General features: G+C 69.0%; 17 protein-coding genes. 8 read left to right on the top strand and 9 right to left on the bottom strand.

Going from position 1 to position 19,651, the window contains the following annotated elements; translation table 11 throughout:
- Window positions 1-467: 467 nt before the first annotated feature.
- Both D1409_RS08195 and pheS read right to left on the bottom strand, forming a co-directional pair.
- Window positions 468-2,273 (bottom strand): phenylalanine--tRNA ligase beta subunit-related protein, encoded by a 1,806-nt coding sequence (locus D1409_RS08195; RefSeq protein ID WP_123535895.1) that lies wholly within the window; start codon window positions 2,271-2,273, stop codon window positions 468-470.
- Window positions 2,273-3,799, bottom strand: a complete 1,527-nt coding sequence (gene pheS, locus D1409_RS08190) for a phenylalanine--tRNA ligase subunit alpha (RefSeq protein WP_123535893.1) — start codon at window positions 3,797-3,799, stop codon at window positions 2,273-2,275. The genes D1409_RS08195 and pheS overlap by 1 nt, the downstream gene beginning before the upstream one ends.
- Before the next feature lie 411 nt (window positions 3,800-4,210).
- Between pheS and D1409_RS08185 the strand changes: the two genes are divergently transcribed.
- Complete coding sequence (locus D1409_RS08185; RefSeq protein ID WP_123535891.1) at window positions 4,211-4,426, top strand: hypothetical protein; 216 nt, start codon at window positions 4,211-4,213, stop codon at window positions 4,424-4,426.
- Window positions 4,427-4,476: 50 nt separating this feature from the next.
- Here the strand turns inward: D1409_RS08185 and D1409_RS08180 are convergent, their stop codons facing one another.
- Window positions 4,477-6,156 carry a tryptophan--tRNA ligase gene (locus tag D1409_RS08180; protein WP_123535889.1) on the bottom strand — a complete coding sequence of 560 codons (1,680 nt, stop codon included), beginning with the start codon at window positions 6,154-6,156 and terminating at the stop codon, window positions 4,477-4,479.
- Between the two features lie 271 nt (window positions 6,157-6,427).
- On the opposite strand from D1409_RS08180, the gene D1409_RS25550 reads away from it, so the two are divergent.
- A complete protein-coding gene (locus D1409_RS25550; protein ID WP_268895814.1) occupies window positions 6,428-6,550 on the top strand; it encodes a hypothetical protein in 123 nt (40 codons plus the stop codon).
- 98 nt (window positions 6,551-6,648) lie between these two features.
- On the opposite strand, the gene endA is transcribed toward D1409_RS25550, so the two are convergent.
- Window positions 6,649-7,719: a tRNA-intron lyase gene (endA, locus tag D1409_RS08175; RefSeq protein ID WP_123535887.1), complete on the bottom strand. Its 1,071-nt coding sequence runs from the start codon at window positions 7,717-7,719 to the stop codon at window positions 6,649-6,651.
- Between the two features lie 148 nt (window positions 7,720-7,867).
- Between endA and D1409_RS08170 the strand changes: the two genes are divergently transcribed.
- Window positions 7,868-8,521: an HAD family hydrolase gene (locus D1409_RS08170; RefSeq protein ID WP_123535885.1), complete on the top strand. Its 654-nt coding sequence runs from the start codon at window positions 7,868-7,870 to the stop codon at window positions 8,519-8,521.
- A 12-nt stretch (window positions 8,522-8,533) separates the two neighbouring features.
- On the opposite strand, the gene D1409_RS08165 is transcribed toward D1409_RS08170, so the two are convergent.
- The 3 genes from D1409_RS08165 to D1409_RS08160 form a co-directional block, all read right to left on the bottom strand.
- Window positions 8,534-9,253, bottom strand: coding sequence for a PDDEXK family nuclease (locus D1409_RS08165; RefSeq protein ID WP_123535883.1), 720 nt, complete (start codon window positions 9,251-9,253; stop codon window positions 8,534-8,536).
- Window positions 9,254-9,363: 110 nt separating this feature from the next.
- Window positions 9,364-9,612 carry a hypothetical protein gene (locus D1409_RS24395; protein ID WP_164471578.1) on the bottom strand — a complete coding sequence of 83 codons (249 nt, stop codon included), beginning with the start codon at window positions 9,610-9,612 and terminating at the stop codon, window positions 9,364-9,366.
- A gap of 291 nt (window positions 9,613-9,903) precedes the next feature.
- The gene (locus tag D1409_RS08160; protein ID WP_123536006.1) at window positions 9,904-12,297 is read right to left on the bottom strand and encodes a DEAD/DEAH box helicase; all 2,394 of its coding nucleotides are present in this window, start codon (window positions 12,295-12,297) and stop codon (window positions 9,904-9,906) included.
- Window positions 12,298-12,454: 157 nt separating this feature from the next.
- On the opposite strand from D1409_RS08160, the gene D1409_RS08155 reads away from it, so the two are divergent.
- From D1409_RS08155 to D1409_RS08145, 3 genes are read left to right on the top strand one after another with little or no spacing between them, the layout of a single operon-like run.
- Complete coding sequence (locus tag D1409_RS08155; protein WP_123535881.1) at window positions 12,455-12,961, top strand: hypothetical protein; 507 nt, start codon at window positions 12,455-12,457, stop codon at window positions 12,959-12,961.
- On the top strand, window positions 12,958-13,161 hold the full coding sequence (locus D1409_RS08150; RefSeq protein WP_123535879.1) for a hypothetical protein: 204 nt from the start codon (window positions 12,958-12,960) through the stop codon (window positions 13,159-13,161). The genes D1409_RS08155 and D1409_RS08150 overlap by 4 nt, the downstream gene beginning before the upstream one ends.
- 1 nt (window position 13,162) lies before the next feature.
- Window positions 13,163-13,714, top strand: a complete 552-nt coding sequence (locus D1409_RS08145; RefSeq protein WP_123535877.1) for a hypothetical protein — start codon at window positions 13,163-13,165, stop codon at window positions 13,712-13,714.
- A 28-nt stretch (window positions 13,715-13,742) separates the two neighbouring features.
- On the opposite strand, the gene D1409_RS08140 is transcribed toward D1409_RS08145, so the two are convergent.
- The gene (locus D1409_RS08140; protein ID WP_123535875.1) at window positions 13,743-15,137 is read right to left on the bottom strand and encodes an MATE family efflux transporter; all 1,395 of its coding nucleotides are present in this window, start codon (window positions 15,135-15,137) and stop codon (window positions 13,743-13,745) included.
- A gap of 106 nt (window positions 15,138-15,243) precedes the next feature.
- Between D1409_RS08140 and D1409_RS08135 the strand changes: the two genes are divergently transcribed.
- Window positions 15,244-16,398 (top strand): M48 family metallopeptidase, encoded by a 1,155-nt coding sequence (locus tag D1409_RS08135; RefSeq protein WP_123535873.1) that lies wholly within the window; start codon window positions 15,244-15,246, stop codon window positions 16,396-16,398.
- 193 nt (window positions 16,399-16,591) lie between these two features.
- Entirely contained in the window at window positions 16,592-18,217 is a 1,626-nt protein-coding gene (locus D1409_RS08130; RefSeq protein ID WP_123535871.1) for a potassium channel family protein, read from the top strand.
- A gap of 76 nt (window positions 18,218-18,293) precedes the next feature.
- Here D1409_RS08130 and D1409_RS08125 read toward each other — a convergent pair whose 3' ends face one another.
- Window positions 18,294-19,547: an inorganic phosphate transporter gene (locus D1409_RS08125; RefSeq protein WP_123535868.1), complete on the bottom strand. Its 1,254-nt coding sequence runs from the start codon at window positions 19,545-19,547 to the stop codon at window positions 18,294-18,296.
- Between the last annotated feature and the right edge of the window lie 104 nt (window positions 19,548-19,651).

The raw sequence follows: 19,651 nt of genomic DNA, 5'->3' as shown, positions 1-19,651 counted from the left end.
GTGAGAGGCTGTCGGCGCGGTCGGGTGGGACTGAAAGGGGCGACGGGCTCGGCGACGGCAGGCGATGGAAGCACCACAGGAGTGAGCGAAGCGAACGACGAGGAGCGCAGCGAGCCTCCCGAGGCGAGCACGTCGGGGCTTTCAGCGCTCCGTCGTGATCCGCGAGAAGGACTCAAAGACTCGTTCGCCCTACCGCTCGTCGTCGCACGCCTACTCGGCAAGCTACAGTTCTCGGCTGTCGACGTGTGACGCTTGTCCACCGGAGGACTCGCACCCCTCGCGACCTCTCGGCCAAAAAGATGGGGCAAAAAGCCGCTCGCTCACTCCGTTCGCGAGCGTCCCTATCGAAGCGCGTCCAGATCGAACTGCGACCACCTTTTTCGCCTCGGGTCGCTCACTACGTTCACGACCACTCGGCCAAAAAGATGGGGCAAAAAGCCGCTCGCTCACTCCGTTCGCGAACGTCCCTATCGAAGCGCGTCCAGATCGAACTCGAACGCGGCGACCGGGACCTCCAGATCGTACTGGACGAGCACCTTCGGGTGCACTTCGCCGACGACCCCGACCTGCTGGCCGTCGATGATGACGTCGGCGGTGCGCCCGGAGATGAAGCTCGGGTGGTCCGTGGGCGGGGTCGCGAGTTCGACGTCGAACGCGCGACACAGCGCCTGGAGGCGGGCCTTGGCGTCCTCGTAGGAGGCGTCGTTGCGGGCGAGCGCGGCGGCGACGGACTGGCGCTCGGCCATCTTCGTCGGCTCGCTGTCATCCTGTTCGGCCGCGAGGCCGATTTCGGCGAGGTCCTGCGGGTAGGAACGATGGGTGTTGTTCCCGAGGACCATCATCACGGACGGGAGCGCCCACGTGCGGACGATCTCGTAGTCGGTGCTGTAGGGCTCCTGGATGACCGCCGGTGCGCCGCCGCCGAGGACGTCGCTGCCGCGCTCGACGTCGAGGCGGTCGTAGTTGGCTTCCTCGCTGATCAGGTGGAAGTTCAGGAGGTCCTCGAAGCCCATGCCGACGAGGGCGGTCCGGGCGGCCCGCTCCAGGCGGGAGCGTTCGTGGCGGCCGCCGACGGTGGACACGTCGGGGTAGCGCGGTTCGAGTTCGTTGAAGCCGTAGGCGCGACCCACGTCGTCGATCACGTCGACGGGGTGGAGCACGTCGACGCGGTAGGGTGGGATCTCGACCTCGTAGGAGAGGAAGTCGTCCTCCTGGTCGGCGCCCTCGATGCCGTCGACGCCGAGGCCGGCCTGCTCGATCAGGCCGACGACCTCCTCACCGTCGAGGTCGATGCCGAGCATCGACTCCACGTCCGAGTGGTCGACGGTCTTGGTCTTGGTGTCGAAGTTCGGGCGGACGAGGGTGTTGCCGGCGTAGTCGCCGGCGGCGTCGTCGGCGTACTGCACCTCGACCTCCTCGACGCGGCCGCCGCGGGCGTCGAGGGCGTAGCAGACGATGTTCAGCATGTGGTCGATCGTCCACTGGTCCGTGCCGGTCATCTCGATGAACAGGTCACGGGAGTCCTCGGTCACCTCGGTGCGCTTGCCGTTGATCACCGGCGGGAACGAGAACAGCCCGATGTCGTCGTAGATGGCCGGCATCCGCTCGTAGTCCTCGACGAGGTCGGCGAACTTGTGGGCGGTGTGGTGGCCCATCAGCACCTCCTGGGGCGTCTGGTCGCGCTGGCCTTCGAGGGGGACGAAGCGGTCCTCGCGCCGGCCGATGCCGGTGTACTGGACCGACTTGCCGCCGCCGGTCGAGGCGATCTCGGTGCGCGGGTCCGCCTCCTCTTCGGGCGTGTCCTCGCCGCCGCTGGCCGCGACCTGACCCTTCAGCATGGTCAGGTCGTGGACGCCGATGGCGCCCTTGGCGCGCTGGCGGCCCATCGTCGCGTGGAGCTTCTCCTGTAACTGGATGAGCGACTCCAGCGCCGCCTCGTCCATGTCGAGGCCGCGGACGACCGCGCCGGTGACGTAGGGGCGCTCGTCGGGCACGTCCGCGTCGACTTCGATGGTCCACTCGGCGTCGTTCGTGGTCGGGACGTAGACGCCGCGGTCCTCGCCGTACTGGTAGCGCAGCGAGCGGGCGACGCCCTCGACGGAGAGGCGGTCCAGTCGATCCGGCGCGAACTCCAGTTCGAACTCGCCGTCGTCGGTCTCGCCCTCGTACTCGAGGCCGAGCGCGAACAGTTCGCTTCGGAGCGTCCCGTTGTCCTTCTCCGGGTGTCCGGTCAGCTCTCGGAGCTCGTCGGGGTCGATCTCGACGGTGGGCATCAGTACACCACCTCCTCGTTGCGGAGGAACTCGAGGTCGACGAGCGTCCCGTGCACGTCGCGGATGTCCTCGGCGCCGGTCGCGAGCATGAACAGCCGTTCGAGGGCCAGTCCCCAGGCCATCACGTCGGCCTCCACACCGAGGGGTTCGAGCATCTCCGGGCGGAAGATGCCGGAGTTCCCGATCTCGATGAGTTCGTCCGTCTCGGGATGGCGGCCGAACAGCTCGAAGCTCGGCTCCGTGTAGGGGTTGTAGTGGGGCTTGAACTCGATATCGGTGATGCCGAACTGCTCGTAGAACTCGGTGAAGGTGCCCATCAGGTCGCGGACGGAGAGGTCCTCGGCCATCACCCAGCCCTCGATCTGGAAGAACTCCAGCAGGTGGGTGGCGTCGAGGGTGTCGTTGCGGTAGGCCTTCTCGATGGAGAAGTGGCGCTGTGGCGGGTCGATGTCGCCGTCGGCGATGCCCGCGAGGTGGCGGACCGACAGGGAGGTCGTGTGGCCGCGCAGGGCGAGCGCGCTGGCGAAGTCCTCGTCCCAGGGGGAGTGGTAGCCCTCGCCGTCCGGGCCGACGCCGTTGCGGTGGGCGTTCTCGACGGCCTCGACGAGGTCGTCGGGGAGGTCCTCGCGGTCCATCCGGGCGGGTTCCTCGAGGGCGAAGCGGTCCCAGTGATTCCGCGCCGGGTGGTCCTGGGGCATGAACAGGCAGTCGTTGATGTAGAAGTCGGCGTCGACGTGGGGGCCCTGCATCTCCTCGAAGCCCATGCCGACGAGGACGTCCTTGACGCGCTCGGACATCTCGCGGAGCGCGTGGGGTTTGCCGCCGTTGACCGTCTCGGCGTCGGCGCCCACGTTGTACTCGGCGAACTCGACCTCGTCCCACTCGCCGGAGGTGAGCAGTTCGGGCGTGACCTGACCGACCGTCTCCGCGACTTCGACGCCCTCCATCAGCGCGGTGACGCCCTCGTCGGTCAGTTCGACCTCGCGGGTCGTGCGCTCGCGCTGCTCGACGAGCCCGCGGCGTTCGAGGCCCGCGAGCGCGTCCTCGTCGACGTCCTCGGGCCGGAGGTCGTCGTCGTCGCGGAGCGCTTCGAGGAGCGTGCGCTCGGGGTCGGACTCGAGGTCGAAGTCGCCGTTGACTTCGATGGTGCCGCTGTCGATGGTGCCCATCCCCTTGCGCGCGAAGTTCGAGAGCGCGATCTCGACCTGGTCGTCGCCCAGGCCGGCGGGGCCGAGCGCCTGGCCGAGTTCGATGGGTTCCTCGTCGGCGTCGTTCGAGAGGGCCCCGACCCAGAGGAGGTGTTCGGGCAGTCCGTCGTAGGCGTAGTCCTCGCCCTCCTCGGTGAGGACGAGGTCGGTCTCGGTTCGCTCGGTGGTGGTGAGCAGCCCCTGGTCTTCGAGTTCGAAGGCGGCGCCGCTCACTGCGGCCGTCGGTTCGCCGGTGTCCTCGGCGATCTGTTCGACTGGTGTGGGGTCGTCCGCGCTCGCGGTTTCGAGCACGGCGACCTGTGTTTCCGGGAGTTTCATCTGTTGTCGCTGGATCGGCGTGGTCGTCAGTTAACGGTTCTTGTTGCGCCGGGCGCGCACGAGACTCGCGGCTGCGCGGAGCGCGCTGGGTCGGCGCCGGCCGACGCGAGCGGGTTCGACCCGGGCCACCGGGGTTCGTTTCGGCACGAACCGTCGGCCCGGGCGTCCACCGCCCGTCACGTACCGTCGAAGAAAAACCCGAACCCCGGCCGCGCCGCTTCCGGTCGACGTGCGAGGCGTCCCGTCGTGGGTTCGGGTGCCATGTGCGATCGATTCACGTCGCGGCCGAAAAGCGTTCCGAACTTCGCGGCCGGTGATCGCCGGGGCCACGACGGCCCGACGGCCCACGTGAGCGGCCGCCGACCCCGTCGGCGTGCCAACGTCTATGAGTACCGACGACAAATGGCGGGTATGGATCGCATTCGAAGCGCCGTGCTCACCTTCGTCACAAACTTCTTCGTCGGCTACCTCCTCGGTCGACTCCTCGGCGACCGCGACACCGGCGTCCGGGCCGGGGCCGTCCTCGGGGGCGTCGGCGCCGCCGCCAGCTGGCGACTCAGCGGACGATTCGAATCCGACTTCGTCGAACCCACTTCTGAGCCGATCCAGATAGAGATCGACGAGTAAGCGGTCGTTTCCGGAGGACCGTCCCGAACAGCGTGTAGCTGTAGGAGCGGTCACCCGCGACGGTCCGCGGCCACGTCGAGGTCGATGTCGAGTTCGTCGACCTTCTCGGCCCACTCCGCGCGCTTCTCCTGGTGGTCTTCGAGGAACTCCTCCATGAGTTCGGCGGCCTGTTCCTTACAGCCGCCGCAGAGCCGCTCGCCGCCGACGCACTCCTCGTACACTTCGGTCGCGAACTCGTCGTCGTCGCCGGCCAGCAGGTAGGCGTACAGTTCGTACACCGGGCACTCGTCGGCCTCGCCGCCGAGTTCGCGCTGCTCCTCGGCGGTCTCGCGGCCGCCGGTCGTCGCCGACTTCACCTTGTCGTAGCCGTCCTCGGGGTCGTCGAGCAGGGAGATGTGTGACGCCGGGACCGACGAGGACATCTTCCCGCCGGTGAGACCGGTCATGAACCGGTGGTAGATCGAGGAGGGGGCGACGAAGCCGTAGCCGCCGTGGTCGACCTCGACGTCGCGGGCCAGTTCCTCGGCCGCCTCGTGGGACAGCTCGAACGCGTCGACGTGCTCGTCGTAGACGCGCTTCTCGCCGTCGACGGCCTCGATCAGCGCGTCGAACGCCTCGTCGGTGGCGTTGCGTCCCAGGAAGCGCGTCCGCCGGCGGATCGGCTCCATCCCGGCGTTCTCGAGTTTCTCCAGGACGCCCTCGATCGTCGCGGCCTCGTAGCCGAGGGACTCGTACTCCGCGCGGTCGGTGCGGAGGGCGTCGGCGGCGTCCTCGCACCGCAGCGGGTCGCCGCTCTCGTCCGTCGCGTCGCCCCCGTCGGTGAGGTCGTCGTACACCGCGCCGAGGAGCGCGCGCTCCCGTTCGTCCTCGACCTCGAAGCCGGCGAACGCCTCCGTGACGCGGAAGAATCGCATCCGTGCCGCGAGGTCGCGGGCGAGACGCATGTGCGGGTCCTGGTCCGGGCCGACGGGGATGACGGTGGGACGGGGTTCGTCGATCTGGGGGTAGAGGATGTCGGCCATCTGCGTGACGACGCTCTGCATGTGCGAGACGTCGGTCTCGCCGTCGAAGTCGTAGATCGCCTGTAGCTCGGAGAAGTTCGCCTCGACGCCGAGTTCGAAGGCCACGTCCTGTACGTCGCGGTTGGTGGACTGGCGGTACAGTTCGCCGTCCTCCGGGTCGAACCCGAGCGCGAGCAGGGAGAGCACGTAGTCCCGCGCGTGCGTGTCGATCTCGTCCCACGTCAGGCCGCGGGCGCTGTGAGCCTCCAGGTCGGCGATGAGACCGTAGGCGTCCCCGCCCTGTTGCTGGTGCCAGATGATCTCGTCGAAGACGAGTTTGTGGCCGATGTGCGGGTCGCCGGTGGGCATGAATCCCGAGAGCGCGGCGAAGTCGTCGCCCTCGCGCATGGCGCGGGCGACCGGGCGGTAGTCGCGGTGGCCGAAGATGACCCCGCGGCGCATCAGGTAGTGCGGGTCGGGGACCTCCGGGAGCACCTCGTCGAACTCCTCGATGCCGAACTCCGCGAACAGTTTCCGGTAGTCCGAGACCGTGGCCGACCCCCACGGGTCGAGGGCCATCTCGTCGGCCCCCTCCGCGTCGACCCCTCCGTCGGAGCGGAGCGCTGACGACCCTCGCCTCCCTTCGCCCGGCTCATTTCCGTCCGCCCGAACCGCGTCCGAATCCGGGCGTGAGCCCGCCGAATCGTCCTCTGGCGAATCGCGTGTCATTGATTGGGATGTACTCGCCCCGACACGCACTAATACCGTTCGCTTTCCCCACCTCGCAGGCGCGCCCGCGACGGCCGCCCGCCCCACCGGATCCGACCGCCGAAAATTTTATATCCCAGGCGTTCGAAGTTGTAAGTAGGCAGTAAACTTAATCTAAATAGTAATTTTTATCCGGGAGAGTCATCTACACTGGTATCCCGAGAGGAACGAGTCCCCCTCGGTCGATTCGGCGCGGGCGCACCGCTCGACGACCAGCAACGGCCACACCTACATGACAGTACTCTCACCATACGGCATCACAACGGGCGAGGGATCGGGGACGGACGACAGCGACGACGACGGGGAGGAGACTGCGGACGACGGGACCTCGGACGCAGCGGGGAGCGGGACCTGACGGAACTCGCGATTCGAAGGGCGGACCCGAGACTGGTGAGCGATTCGAATCGTTTCAGGACTCACACCGGTCGAACGTCGCGAGACGGACGTATGCGCTCACGGCGTCAGCCGACTCACGGACAGCCATTCGATCCCGTCGGACTCGTCGTCCGACTCGCCGTCCACGAGCGCGAACACCATCTTCTTTCGAACGCCGTGAGCGAGCCGAACGTCGAGTGCGAGGTCCCGCGGTGAGAACGAGTGGCCCCCCTCCAGGACCCGGACCAGCAGTTCGGAGTGGCCCAGGTCCTCGACGGACTCCACGTCGGCGTAGGTGCGGAAGTCCGCGCCGAACTTGTAGCCGGTCTTGGGGACGAGACCGGATTCGCGGAGGAACTCGTACACGCGCAGGCGGCGGTCGAATCGATCGCCCTCGATGTCCTGACCGCGCTCGACGACTGCCCCTGCCCCGCCCTCGACGTCGAGCACGCCGGTCCGAGCGAGACACGCGGCTTCGAGCAGGGAGAGCTGGATCACGTCGCCGATCTGGTCGTCCAGCGGCTGACCGTAGAACCCGTTGGTGTAGAGGGCCTCTGGCGGGTCCCACAGCAGGACGCGGTCGGCGAGGAGTTCGCCCGGGACGTCCTCCGGGAGCTCCGCGTCGCTCGTCCCCGCTATCTCGGGGCGTTCGGTCTCCAGATAGGTGAGTTCGCTCTCTTCGTCGACGACCGCGAGCACCAGATCACCGAGGTCGCTCGACGCGACGGCCTCGCGCTCGCTGACGACGGCGACGCGGTAGGCGACCTCGTCGCCCCACGGCCCCGACCCGCGGGGGTAGACGACGAAGTCCACGGACGGGTCGTCGATGGCGCTCCGGGCGGCCGCGGAGTCGGTCCACCCGTCGCGGGCGGGGGAGAGATAGAACCCGCGGTCGCGCAGGTCCTTGTAGACGAGAAATTCGATCTCCGAGACGGCGGCGGAGGTGAGGAAGGCCCGGAAGTCCATCGCCGTCCCGTCGGGGTCCGCCACGGCGTCGAGGTCGCCCCGGTAGAGGAGGTGGGCGGCCTCGACGGGCGCGAGTTCGAGCGCGCCCGCGTCGACCGGGTGGCCGTAGCCACTGGAGTCGTAGAACCGCTCGCGCGCCTCGTCTCCCGCGCGCACCACGTCTCCAGAGAGCGTCGCGTCCATGTGTGGTCGGAACTCATCCCCGCTGAAAGCACCTACGATCCACCGGTTGTCTGTTCGCACAGCGACACCACTGGCCGGCCCGACCGCGACACGCTCGGCACGGACGGGCTTCCACAAGACACTCCACACGCCCCCGAGACACGCGCCCATGGACGCGGTCTGTTTCGACATGGACGGAGTACTGGTCGACTCCGAGGACTACTGGGTCCCCTACGAGGAGGAGGAACTGTTCCCGACGCTCGGTCTCGAGGGACTCGACGTCGACGAGATCACGGGGATGAACTACCGTGAGATCTACGAGTACCTGGTCGAGACCTACGAGATCGAGATGGAGCGCGCGGCGTTTCTCGCGTGGTACGACGAGGCGGCGACCACCATCTACGGCGAACGGGTTCGTCTGCTCGACGGCGCCGACGACCTGCTCGCGACGCTCCGCGAGCGGGGCGTCACCGTCGCGCTGGTCTCCTCCTCGCCCCACGACTGGATCGACGTGGTGCTGGAGCGGTTCGACCTCGCGTTCGACGCGGTGATCAGCGCCGACGCGCTCGACGGCCCCGGCAAGCCCGAACCGGCGGTGTACGAACACGCCGCTCGCGAGATCGGCGTCGACCCGACCGACGCAGTCGCCGTGGAGGACTCCGTCCACGGGATCGAGTCAGCGAGCCGCGCGGGCATGCACGTCGTCGGCTTCCGCCACGGGAGCGCCGACGACACCGACCGGAGTGCGGCCGACTTCGTCGCCGGCTCGCCCGCGAGCCTGCGTGAGCACATCCTCGCCCGCGCCGACGACTCCAGCGCCTGAGCGGGGCGGTCCTCAGGTCTGCGCACACCCCGTGTCCAGACACCGCCGACCGGAGGCCGTCTCGAACACCGGGAGTCCGCAGTCGCAGGTGCCGTCGACGACGCCGGTCGGGACGCCGAAGCCCGTGTCGCAGTCGGGGTAGTGCTCACAGCCGGCGATGAGACCGCCGCGGCGGAGGATCCGGAGGTCGCCCTCGCAGTTCGGGCAGTCCCACTCGCGGTCGAACCGCTCGGTCACGCGGTCGTCGATGGACTCGCAGTCCCGGTCGATGCACACCTCGAACGTGTCGCCGCGCTCGACCCGAAGCGAGGGGAGCGCGCACACGGGACAGGTCTCGTCGAGCACCGCCCCGTCGCGCGGAACGGAGTACTCGTCGTCGCACTCCCGACACAGCACCGACCCGCGCGCGAGGACGAGCGACCCCTCGCAGGTCGGACAGTCGCCGACGGGGACGCCGGCCCGCGAGACCGGGTGGCATGCCGCGCCGTGTTCGTCGTGGACCTCGACGCGGAGCCGCTGGTCCCCCTCGCGGGCGTCGAGCACGCCGTCGACGAACTGGACGCTGTCGGCTCTGGTGAGCCACGCCACCGGCTGGTAGCCGTCGGCGTCGTGTACCAGAACCGTGTTGTCGGGTTTGACCACCGTGACCACGTCGCCGCGGTGTTCGCGTTCGTTGCGTCCGTCGAACGTCGTCGTGCAGTCGCCGGCGACGACGCGCACCTCGTCGTGCATGGGTCGGCGTGGTCGCGGGTTCGGACTTAAAGTTCAGGAGCGAGTGGAAACCGAGCACCGCGAGATCGTCGGCGAAGCAGGAAGGCGGGGACCGAAACGATTCGAAGACGTCAGTGCTGCTTGTAGCCGTGGCCGATGCGGAGGGCGACGACGTTCGCGACGAGCAGCGCGACGAACAGCGGCGCCTGCTCGGCGGCCGAGCCGGATGCGACGAGCGTGAGCATCGCGAACGGCAAGGCGACGGAGGACCAGAACCCGGCGAACTGCGCCGAGTCGACGAGACGGGACCGGACCCACTCTGCACTGCGAGCGGACGGGCGGTCAGGGGCGGAGCGACGGAATGGAGAGGCACTCGACATCTGTTGTCACCTACTACCCACATGCATCCACTACCCCATATAAAGGACAGACCGCTAGCCCCATTTCGCGCCGATCAGCCGATTTTGCCGACCCCAAACTGACCTTTCAGCTGTTTTCCGAACGTTTTAAAACCGTCCTAAAACCGTTTAGAGTTTTTAAAACCCCATCTAACGTCGTACCTCGGCATTCGGCGAGAGTGTCGGTAAGTGCCGAAACAGGTCACGTCGCGAGTCGAATCGGCGGTGATCGAGCGACTCGTCGCCGTGGCCGCGCGCACCGGCCGCGCTCGGTCACTCGACGCGGACCGAGCGAGTCTCGACGATCGGATGGAGCGGGAGGTCCGGGAACGCGATCTCGATGGCGTACTCGAGTTCGTCGGCGTCACCGCCGAACACGCCCACGGGGAGGTCCACCTCGCCGAGATAGCGGTTCTTCGCCGCCATCTCCACGCCGTCATCGGGAACCCCACGGCTTCCCGATTGGCTCGTCGGAGCCTCGCTCCGACGGGCGTTGACGGTGACGCGCAGGCCCGCGCGGGCGTCGCCGCCGACGTTGCGAACGGTGACCTCCTGCATGTCGTTCTCGCCGGCGGTCACGCTGTCCGGGAAGTCGCCCCACTCGACGACGACGTTCGGGAGTTCGCCGGCGCTGTCGACCACGCGCTCGGCGACGCCCTCCGAGAGGCCGGCCCGGACGAGCCCCTCGACGCCGGCGTCGAGCACCTCGGCGGGCGTCGTGATCCCCTCGGCCGCGAGTTTGCTCGCGCGACCGGAGGCGACGCCGTCGATGGCCGTCAGTCCGACGGCGTCGTCGCTGATGCCGTTCTCGATGCGCGCCTCGATGCGACAGGCGAGGTTCGCGGCCCGCGGCCCGTCGAGTCGTTCGAGGAACGCGCGGAGCGCGGCGAGCAGGCGCAGGACGTTCTGCGTGATCACCCACGCGTCGCTCTGTAACTCGCTCGGCGTCGTCCCGCGCATCCGCGACTCGAGGATCGCGAGCACCTTCCGCCCGCCCGGTTCGAGGTCCTCGGTCGCCCCGAGGACGGCGGCGACGGCGTCGCGTTCGTCCGACCGCGCGCTCACGCTGTCGAACTCCGCGGCCGTCGCGATGGCCCGGAGGATGCCGTCCTGGTCGATGTCGGCCTCCCGCTCGGCCAGGTCGGCGAACTCCCGGGCGGTGTCGAGGCGGAGGTAGAACTTCGAGGCCAGTCGGCCCAGCGGCGTGGGTTCGAGGCGCATGTCCTCGCGCTCGACGAACCCGTCGGCGACCAGCGACCGGAGCGTGTCGCTGACCCGTTCGCGCAGCGCGCTCTCCGAGTCGTACTCGCCGGGCGCGCTCCGCGCCCGGACGTAGTAGAAGGTCGTCTCCAGCCAGTCCATCACGTCGTCGATGTCGCCGACGGTCCCCAGCGCGATCTCGGCGTTGAGATGCGCGTCCAGGTCCTCGGCGAGTCGGGACTCGATCTCCTTGCCCTCTCGCAGGAGTTTGCGGTACTTGTCGGCGTCCGAGGAGTCACAGACCACCCAGGCGTACCCCTTGTCGTCGTACCCCGGGCGACCCGCTCGCCCGAGCATCTGGAGCACGTCCAGCGGACTCATGTCGACCTCGCCCTCCAGCGGGTCGTGGAGCTTGGTGTCGCGGATGACGACACAGCGGGCGGGGAGGTTCACGCCCCACGCCAGCGTCGAGGTGGAGAACAGCAACTGGAGTTTCCCCTCCTTGAACCACTGTTCGACGAGGTTCTTGTCGTCCCGCGAGAGGCCCGCGTGGTGAAAGCCCACGCCGTCGAGAACGGACTGGCGGAGCGTCTCGTTCGAGAGGTCGGCGGCGTCGTTGTGGAAGTCGTAGTCGCCCCGGGCGCCCATCGGGATGTCCCGCTCGACGATCTCGTCGCGGGCCTTCTTCGCGGCCTGGACCGTGTCCTGGCGCGAAGAGACGAACACGAGCGCCTGTCCCTCCTCGCGGATATGCGGTTCGGCGATGTCGAGCGCGCGGTAGAGCCGACGGTACTTGTCGGCGAAGGCGTTGTCGCCGTGGGTGTACGTGCGCACGTCGGCGTGGAGCGGAACGGGCCGGTAGTCGTCGCCGAAGGCGAAGGTGTTGTCGGGCGGGGCGTCGAGCCACCCGGCCACGTCGTCGACGTTCGGCATCGTCGCCGACAGCGCGACGACGCGAGGGTCGCAGAGTCGGCGCAGCCTCGACACCGTCACTTCCAGCACGGAGCCGCGCTTCTCGGAGTCGAGGAGGTGGACCTCGTCGATGACACAGCAGTCCACGTCGGTGATGAACGAGTAGCGCGGCGAGTCGTGTTTCCGGGTGGCGGAGTCGGCCTTCTCGGGGGTCATCACGAGGATGTCCGCCCGCTCGGCGCGGCGCGGGTTGAGGTCGCGCTCGCCGGTGACGACGTAGACCGAGTAGCCCAGGTCCTCGAAGCGTTCCCACTCGCTCTCCTTCTCGTTCGTCAGGGCGCGGAGAGGGGCGAGGAAGAGCGCGGTCCCGTCGGCTTCGATGGCTTCACAGATGGCGACTTCGGCGAGGGCGGTCTTGCCGCTGGCGGTCGGCGCGCTGACGACGACGTTCTCCTCGGAGTCGAGCAGCGCGGGGAGCACGCCACACTGCATGGCGTTGAAGCGCTCGAAGGGGAACGCGTCGGCGTAGTCGGGCAGCACCTCCGACACCGCCAGGTCCGTCTCGCCGTCGGCGTGCCGTGACACGACAGAAGGCGGGGGCCCCGTCGGCATATGCGTTTCTATGGCGGAGTGGAAGTGGTCGCGGGTGGCGTCGGTCCGCGACCGCCGGTGGTGCCGAAGACCTATAACGCGGACTTCCGACCGTGGTGACATGTCCACCGATACCGCCGATTCGACGCCACCTCCTCGGTGTCGCCGCAGATCGCGACTCCTCGCCGTCCTCGTCGCCGTGATCCGGAGGGTCGACGCGGTCCGAATCCGCGCGCATCTCCGGCGCACCGAACGCGCGCTCCGTGCCGCCGATACCGACCACCTCGACGCCGATCGGCGGCGTCGGCGGCACCGAGCGCTGGACGCGCTCCGGCGCTATCGGCGTCGTGGGGAGTTCCCCACGAACGACGCCGAACCCCGTCGGGCAGCACAGTTCGTCGGCGCGAACGGCGTCCCCTGTGCCGTCGCCGCGCTCCTGCTCGCCGATGGAGCGGAGGAACTGGTCGACCGGATCGCCGCGACGGACAACGCGGTCCGGATCGAGAATCTCGACGACGGGCCGCTCCTCGACTGGCTCGACCGGAACGGACTCTCCCGGCTGAGGCCGCACGGATCCAGCCGATGTACGCGTCCGATATCTACCTGGTCACCGACTGCGGCCCGGTGAGCTGTGCGGTCGCGCGGGCGCTGGCCGGCACCGTCGCGGTCGGCACGTTCGCGGTCGCGGAAGTCGTCGGCTATCGACTCGCAGGTGGGCTCTTCCCCGACAACTCGTTCAAGCGACGCGGGACACTCGCGTACCTGACGATCATGAACCTCCTGCTGGCACCGATTCTGGGTATCCTCCTCTACGCGCTCGTTCCCTGAGATGCGAGCGAAAGATCGAGCGCTCGTCTACGCGGCCGGGCAGTTAGTGATCGTTGCAGTTCTGGGCAGCCTGCTGCTCGATCTCATCGGCTACGCGCCGGGCGATGTTTTCGCGAAGCCTCGTCCGACGACGCCAGCCGTCACTCTCGCGATCGGGATCGCGCGGGTCGCACCGGTCGTCGTACTGGCCCTCTACGTCGCGCTCCCGGCCGGAATCGGACTGTCGCTGGTCCGAGATGGACAGTCCGTCCGGCACGTGGGTCCGTGGATCGTCGGCGCGATCCTTGCCGGACCGTTCGTCCTCGCGGCGACCGGATGGGTCGCGACGTTCTCGCCATCGACCGTCCCCGGACCGCCGATCGCGACGGTGGGGGCGTTGGGAACTGTCCTCGTCGGCGGGGCGCTCGTCGCCAGCGGTCGTGACCCGCTCCCCGACGGAATCCCGCCGATCCTGTTCGCGAACACCGCGTTGCTCGTGACGTTCGCGGTCGCGGTCGTCTTCGTCCCCCGCTTGGCAGGAGAACGACTGGACGCGCTCGTCGTCTGGTCGTAACGTCACCGACGGAGGCCCTGCCACCCTACTAGTCCGACGCGGCGGCCTCCGTCGCGGCCTGGTCGAGCATCCCCCGGTCCGTCGAGAGGTAGAAGTAGCCCGCGAGCCACAGCGCGGCGGCGACGTTCGAGAGCGTGACGCCCCAGAAGACGGCCGCGACTCCGAGGTCGAGGACGTACGCGCCGACGAGCGCGACCGGCAGGCGGACCGCCCAGTACTGGGCGAGCGTCGAGTACATGCTCACGTCCGTGTTGCCGGCGCCGTTGAACCCCGCCTCGACGGTGTAGATGACGCCCAGCGCCCAGTAGCCGTAGGCGAGGATCTGGAGGTAGAGGACGGTGTACTCCAGCGCCTGTCCCGAGAGATCCGGAACGAACACCTGTGCGATCGGCGCCGGGACGAACCACTGGATCACGCCGAAGACGGAGAGCCCGACGGCGGCGATGGCGACGCCGATCCACGTGGCCCGGCGGGCCCGGACGGGCTGTTCGGCGCCGAGGTTCTGCCCGACGACGCTGGTCGCGGCCTGCGCGACCCCCTGCGCGGGGACGAACGCGACCGTCGCGACCTGCGACCCGATGTGGTAGGCCGCCAGGCCGGCGGGACCGCCCACGGCCGAGACGACCCAGATCATCACGAGTCGAGCGACCTGTCGCCCGGCGCTCTGCCCGGCGATAGGCAGGCCCACGTCGACCACGTCGCGGGCGGTGTCGATGTGGGGGCGGAGCGCCTCGCGGGTGAGCACGAAGCCCTGGCGGCCCCGAGCGGCCAGCGCGAGCGCGAAGAGTCCGCCGACGCCGTACCCGATGGCCGTCGCGAGCGCCGCGCCGAACAGTTCGAGTCGGGGGAACGGGCCCCAGCCGAGGATCAGCAGGGGGTCGAAGATCACGTTGACGACGATGGCGGTGAGGTTGACGTACAGCGCCGCGCGGGTGTCCCCCCAGCCGGTGAAACCGCTCTCGAGGGTGTCGCTCGCGGCGATGGCGACCAGCGCGAGGGCGTAGGCGGTGAGGTAGCTGACGGCCATGGACTGGACCATCGGGTCGTCGGTGAACAGGCCGACGACGGAGTCGGCGCCGACGACGAGACCGACGCCCAGCACCGCCGCGACGGCGATCGCACAGGCGGCCGCCGTGAACGGGACGCGTCGGGCGGCGTCGGTCTCGTCCGCGCCGACTCGCTGTGACGTGGCGACCTGCCCGCCGACGAAGAACGTCCGCAGCGGGACGTGGAGCAGGGCGACGATGGCCGTCGCGACGCCGACGGCCGCCACCGCCGTCCCGCCGAGGCGACCGACCCAGAACAGGTCGACCACCGACTGCGCGACGAGCGCGAAGTTCTGGGCCACCAGCGGCCCCGCCAGCACGACGAGCGCGCGTGCCAGCGATCCCCCTACGATGTCCTCCCGAGACACGTCGAACATGCACGATCCTCTCTCGTCGATACATGTTAAATATTTGTATCTATGTTTTGAGCGGAGTACCGGCCCGTTCGGTGACATTTTGTGACGGGGCGACGTTCTCTCGGCAGTGACTCCGACCCTCTCCGTGCTCCAGGCCGTCGTCGCCTGGGTCGCCGTCGCGCTCGCCGTCGGGCTGGCGGTCCGCTGGCGGGGGCGCGCGGCCTACGAGGGGCCGGCCGACGACGCGGAGACCGCGGCGCAGTTGCGACGGCTCCGCCGGCTGGCCGACGTGGCGGGTATCGGTGCGACGGCGGCAGTCACCTACCGGACGGGGCTGGGGCGAGCTGCACAGGCGGGCGTGACCGAGGCGGTCACGGACGCGTCGGGGCTGGTTCCGCTCGGGACGGTCGCCGGCGTCGTCGCCGCGGTCGCGGTGTACGCGCTCCCGGTGATGCTCGTCGCGCTCGTCGTCCGCCTGGCGACGCTCCCGTACCGCCGCGCGGTCCGCGGGTTCCGGGTCCGCTATCGCGACGCCGCGGCCTGGGAACTCGAACGCGACGGCGTCGGACTGGTCGGCGTCCTGCTGGCTGCAGGCGCCATCGCGCTCGTCCCGGCGGGGTGGCCGCGCGTCCTCGCGGCGGTCGGGCTGGGACTGGTCGCGACCGCGCTCACGCCGTTTGCGGTGGTCGTCGCTCTTTGGACCCGCTGGCCGACCGACGCGGAACTGGCGGCCGTCGCCGACGCGCTCCCGAGCGGGGTCCGCCTCCGCGTCGTCGACGACCGGACGCGGCTGGGGAGCGCCTTCGCCGCCGGCGTCCTCCCCGGCGCCGAGTACGTCTTCCTCACCGAGTCGTTGTTCGCGGTCCTCGACGACGAGGAACTGCGGGCGGTCGTCGCTCACGAGGTCGGCCACCACGAACGCGAGCACGTCCTCCTGCGATACACGCTCGTCGCGGCGGGTGCGGGCGTCGCCCTCGGCGTCGCCCTCGGCGTCGCGTCGGTCGCACCCGACGCCGCGCTGGTCGCGTTGCTGGTCGGGGCGCCGCCCTTCGCGGTCGTTCTGGCGTGGGTGGTCCGCCGGACGGAGGCACAGGCCGACGCTTACGCGGCCCGAGCGGTCGGCGGCGACGCCCTCGCGAGCGCGCTGGAGACGCTCGCCGACCGGCGATACATCGCGGCGGGGGTCGGTCCCTCCCGAGTCCTCTCGCATCACCCGCCGCTGGGCGACCGGATCGACGAACTCCGGTCCGGGGGCGAGCGCGTCGAGCCCCGGGCGCGGTGACGGCGCGCGCTCGTCCGGCGAGGTACAGGACAGGACCGCTCTCTCGGTCGCATCCGATTTCCGACGGGCGACAATCGTTTTAGGCAGCGAGTGCTAACGTATGGCATATCAATCGTCCCGTTACAGCGGTAGTGAGGCGAACGCCCACGGCTTCAGCCGTGGGACGAAGCCGACTACTGGGGAGCTAGAGAGTATGGATCGGCGAACGCGTCTCACCGTCTACTATCTCGTCCTCGTCGTCGGCGTGCTGTCCGGGTTCGTGGTCCTGTACAACTACGGGATGGCCACGTGGGAGGGGCGGCCACAGCCGCTGTACCGGTCGGTCGAGGCCGTCGTCCAGACGGTCACCACCGTGGGGTACGGCGGGGACGCCCCGTGGTCGAGTCCGCAGATGAACTACCTCGTCTCGCTCATGTCCCTCTCGGGGCTCGTGCTCATCTTCGCGGCGCTCCCGGTGCTCGTCGTCCCGCTCTTCGAGGACGCGTTCACGTCCAGCGCCCCGTCGTCGGTTCGCGGCGTCGACGAGCACGTCGTCCTCTGTGACTACGGGCCCCGCGAGGAGGTTCTCGTCGACGAACTCACCGAACGCGGCGTCGAGTACGTCGTCGTCGACGCCGACCGGGAGAGCGCCGACGACCTGTACGCGGCGGGGCACACGGTGATGTTCGGGGATCCCGAGTCGGACGCGGCGCTCCGGCGCGCCCGGCTGGCACACGCCGACGCGCTGATCGCCAACGTCGACGACGAGGCGAACCCGAGCGTCCTCCTCTCCGCCCGAGCCGTCAACCCGGACGTTCGGACGGTCAGCCTGGCCGACGACCCGGACGCCGCGGACTATCACCGGTACGCGGGGGCCGACCACGTGCTCTCGCCCAAGCAGATACTCGGCGAGCAGCTCGCGGCCAAGGCGGTCGGGACGTTCGACCCGGAGGCCATCGAAGCCGTCGAGATCGACGAGGACTTCGACATCGCGGAGTTCCCGCTCCAGAGCGGGAGCGAACTGATCGGCCAGACCATCGACGAGGTCGACGTCGAGGAGCGGACGGGCGCGGCCGTCATCGGGGTGTGGGTCCGGGGGAACTTCCGGAGTCCGCCGCCGCTCGACACCAGATTCGACGCCCGGAGCGTCCTCGTCGCGACCGGCGGAGAGGCGGAGCTCGACCGACTGAAGGAGATGACGCTCTCCGAGGGACGCCACCGGCGGGGAGACGTCGTCGTCGCGGGGATGCGTGTCGTCGGACGGGCCGTCACGTCCGCGCTCTCGAACGGCGGGTTCCAGTACACGACGATCGACCTCGCGGCGGGCTCGACCGTCGACGTGGTCGGCGACGCGACCGAACGACGGGTCCTCCGGGCGGCGGGTATCGCCGACGCCGCCACCGTCGTCCTCGCGCTGCCGGACGATACGACGGCCATCTTCGCGACGTTCGCCATCCGCGAACTGAATCCTCGCATCGAGGTCATCGCCCAGGCGAACGAGCACGAGAACGTGTCGAAACTGTATCGCGCCGGCGCGGACTACGTGCTCTCGCTCTCGGCAGTCAGCGGTCGGATGCTCGCGTCGATCGTCCTGGGCGAGGACATCCTCTCGTCGGGGACGCAACTCAAACTCGTCAGGACGACCGTCCCCGGTGCCGTGGGGGATTCGCTCGCCGACGCGGACATCCGTAACCGGACCGGCTGTACCGTGGTCGCCGCCGAACGGAACGGTCGCGTCGTCACCAACCCCGGCGCGTCGTTCGTGATCCAATCCGGTGACGAACTCGTGGTGGCCGGGACCGACGAGAACATCAGTCGGTTCCAGTCGGAGTTCGTGTAGCGGACCGCTGCCGGCTGACGACGGCAGGGAAGTCGGGAGCGATACGCGGCGCCCGAGACCCGGTCGGACGAGCGAATCACAGGAGAAGAGCGAAGAGGAGGTACGAGCCGGCGACCGACAGCGACGGGGTGATGATCCAGAGGGCGACGATCCGGGTCGTCGCCGCCGGGTCGAACAGGCTCTCGGCGGTCAGTTGCTCGACGTCCTCCTCTCCGATCGGGGGGACCGACGGCGAGTCGTCCTGTCGAACCTCGGTGTCTGGCGACTCTCCGGCCGCGATATCGCCCACGGTCTGGGCCGCGGGTTCGCCTTCCTCTGTCGACGGGGCGGCGAGTGCGTCGGCGGTGAGGCTCGGGCCCGGCGCGTCCCCGGACGGCGGGGTGGCGAGTTCGGCGAGCGTGACGGCACGGCTCGCCCGGCCCCAGCCCAGGCCGATGATACAGCAGGTCGTGCTCACCGCGAGGCTCGCCGGAATGCCGAGATACGAGAGGATGGTGATGATCGTCGCACCGACCGTCGAGACGATGAGCGCGGCCAGAATGGGGAGGTCCGTGATGCCGTCGCCGACCGTCGCGAGGGTGCGTCTGGCGATCGTGAATCCGCCGAGACCGATGGCGGCGACGGCGAGTAACACGCCCTGGTCGATACTGACCGCGCCGTTGCCGACCAGCGGGGCGACCGCGTTCGCGGCGTTCGATGCGCCCGCGCTGAACCCCATGTAGCAGGCGATACCGAGCACCAGCACGGACCCGGCGAGGTCGCGCGACGACGCGTTTTCGTTGAGTCGGGGGCGCGGTAGACTGCCAGAGCGGTCGATCTGTACCAGCTGTCGTTCGAGCCGTGTGAACGCCAGGCGAGCCTCGAGCTGGGGGTAGACGTACCGCCCGATGACGGCACCGATCCCGAGTCCGACGAGCGGGGCGACGATCCAGGCGGAGACGATCGTGAACATCAGCGCCTCGTTGAGCGAGCCCGTTGCGAGGCCGAGGCCGACGATCGCGCCCACGGCCGTCATCGACGTCGAGGCCGGGACGCCGTAGATGTTCGAGACCAGCAGCGAGAGCCCCGTGAAGAACAGGACCCCGACGCCGGCTACCGGGGTGAACTGTGCGGCCGGGACGATGCCCTCGCTCATCGTCACGATGACGTTCCGGCCGACCGTCCACGCCCCCAGGAACGCGAAGGCCGTAAAGAGCGTCGCGGCGGTCGTCTTCCTGACGAGTCGGCTCCCGACCGCCGGCCCGAACGCGACGCCAGTCGACGACCCGCCGATGTTGAACCCGACGAACGCTGCGACGATCAGACCGGCGACGACCAGCAGTGAAACCATGATGACTGTTCGTTTACGTCTTATTGCGTACAGACCTAACGGTCTATCCATTAGTAATAGACAATATAGATAATAATTCTGTCGTTTTCTCGGCTCGGGCCGAG

Source organism: Halosimplex salinum (assembly GCF_003730195.1).
Lineage (GTDB): Archaea > Halobacteriota > Halobacteria > Halobacteriales > Haloarculaceae > Halosimplex > Halosimplex salinum.
The sequence above is the reverse complement of the archived record's forward strand: the minus strand, read 5'-3'. Positions and strand labels throughout refer to the sequence as shown.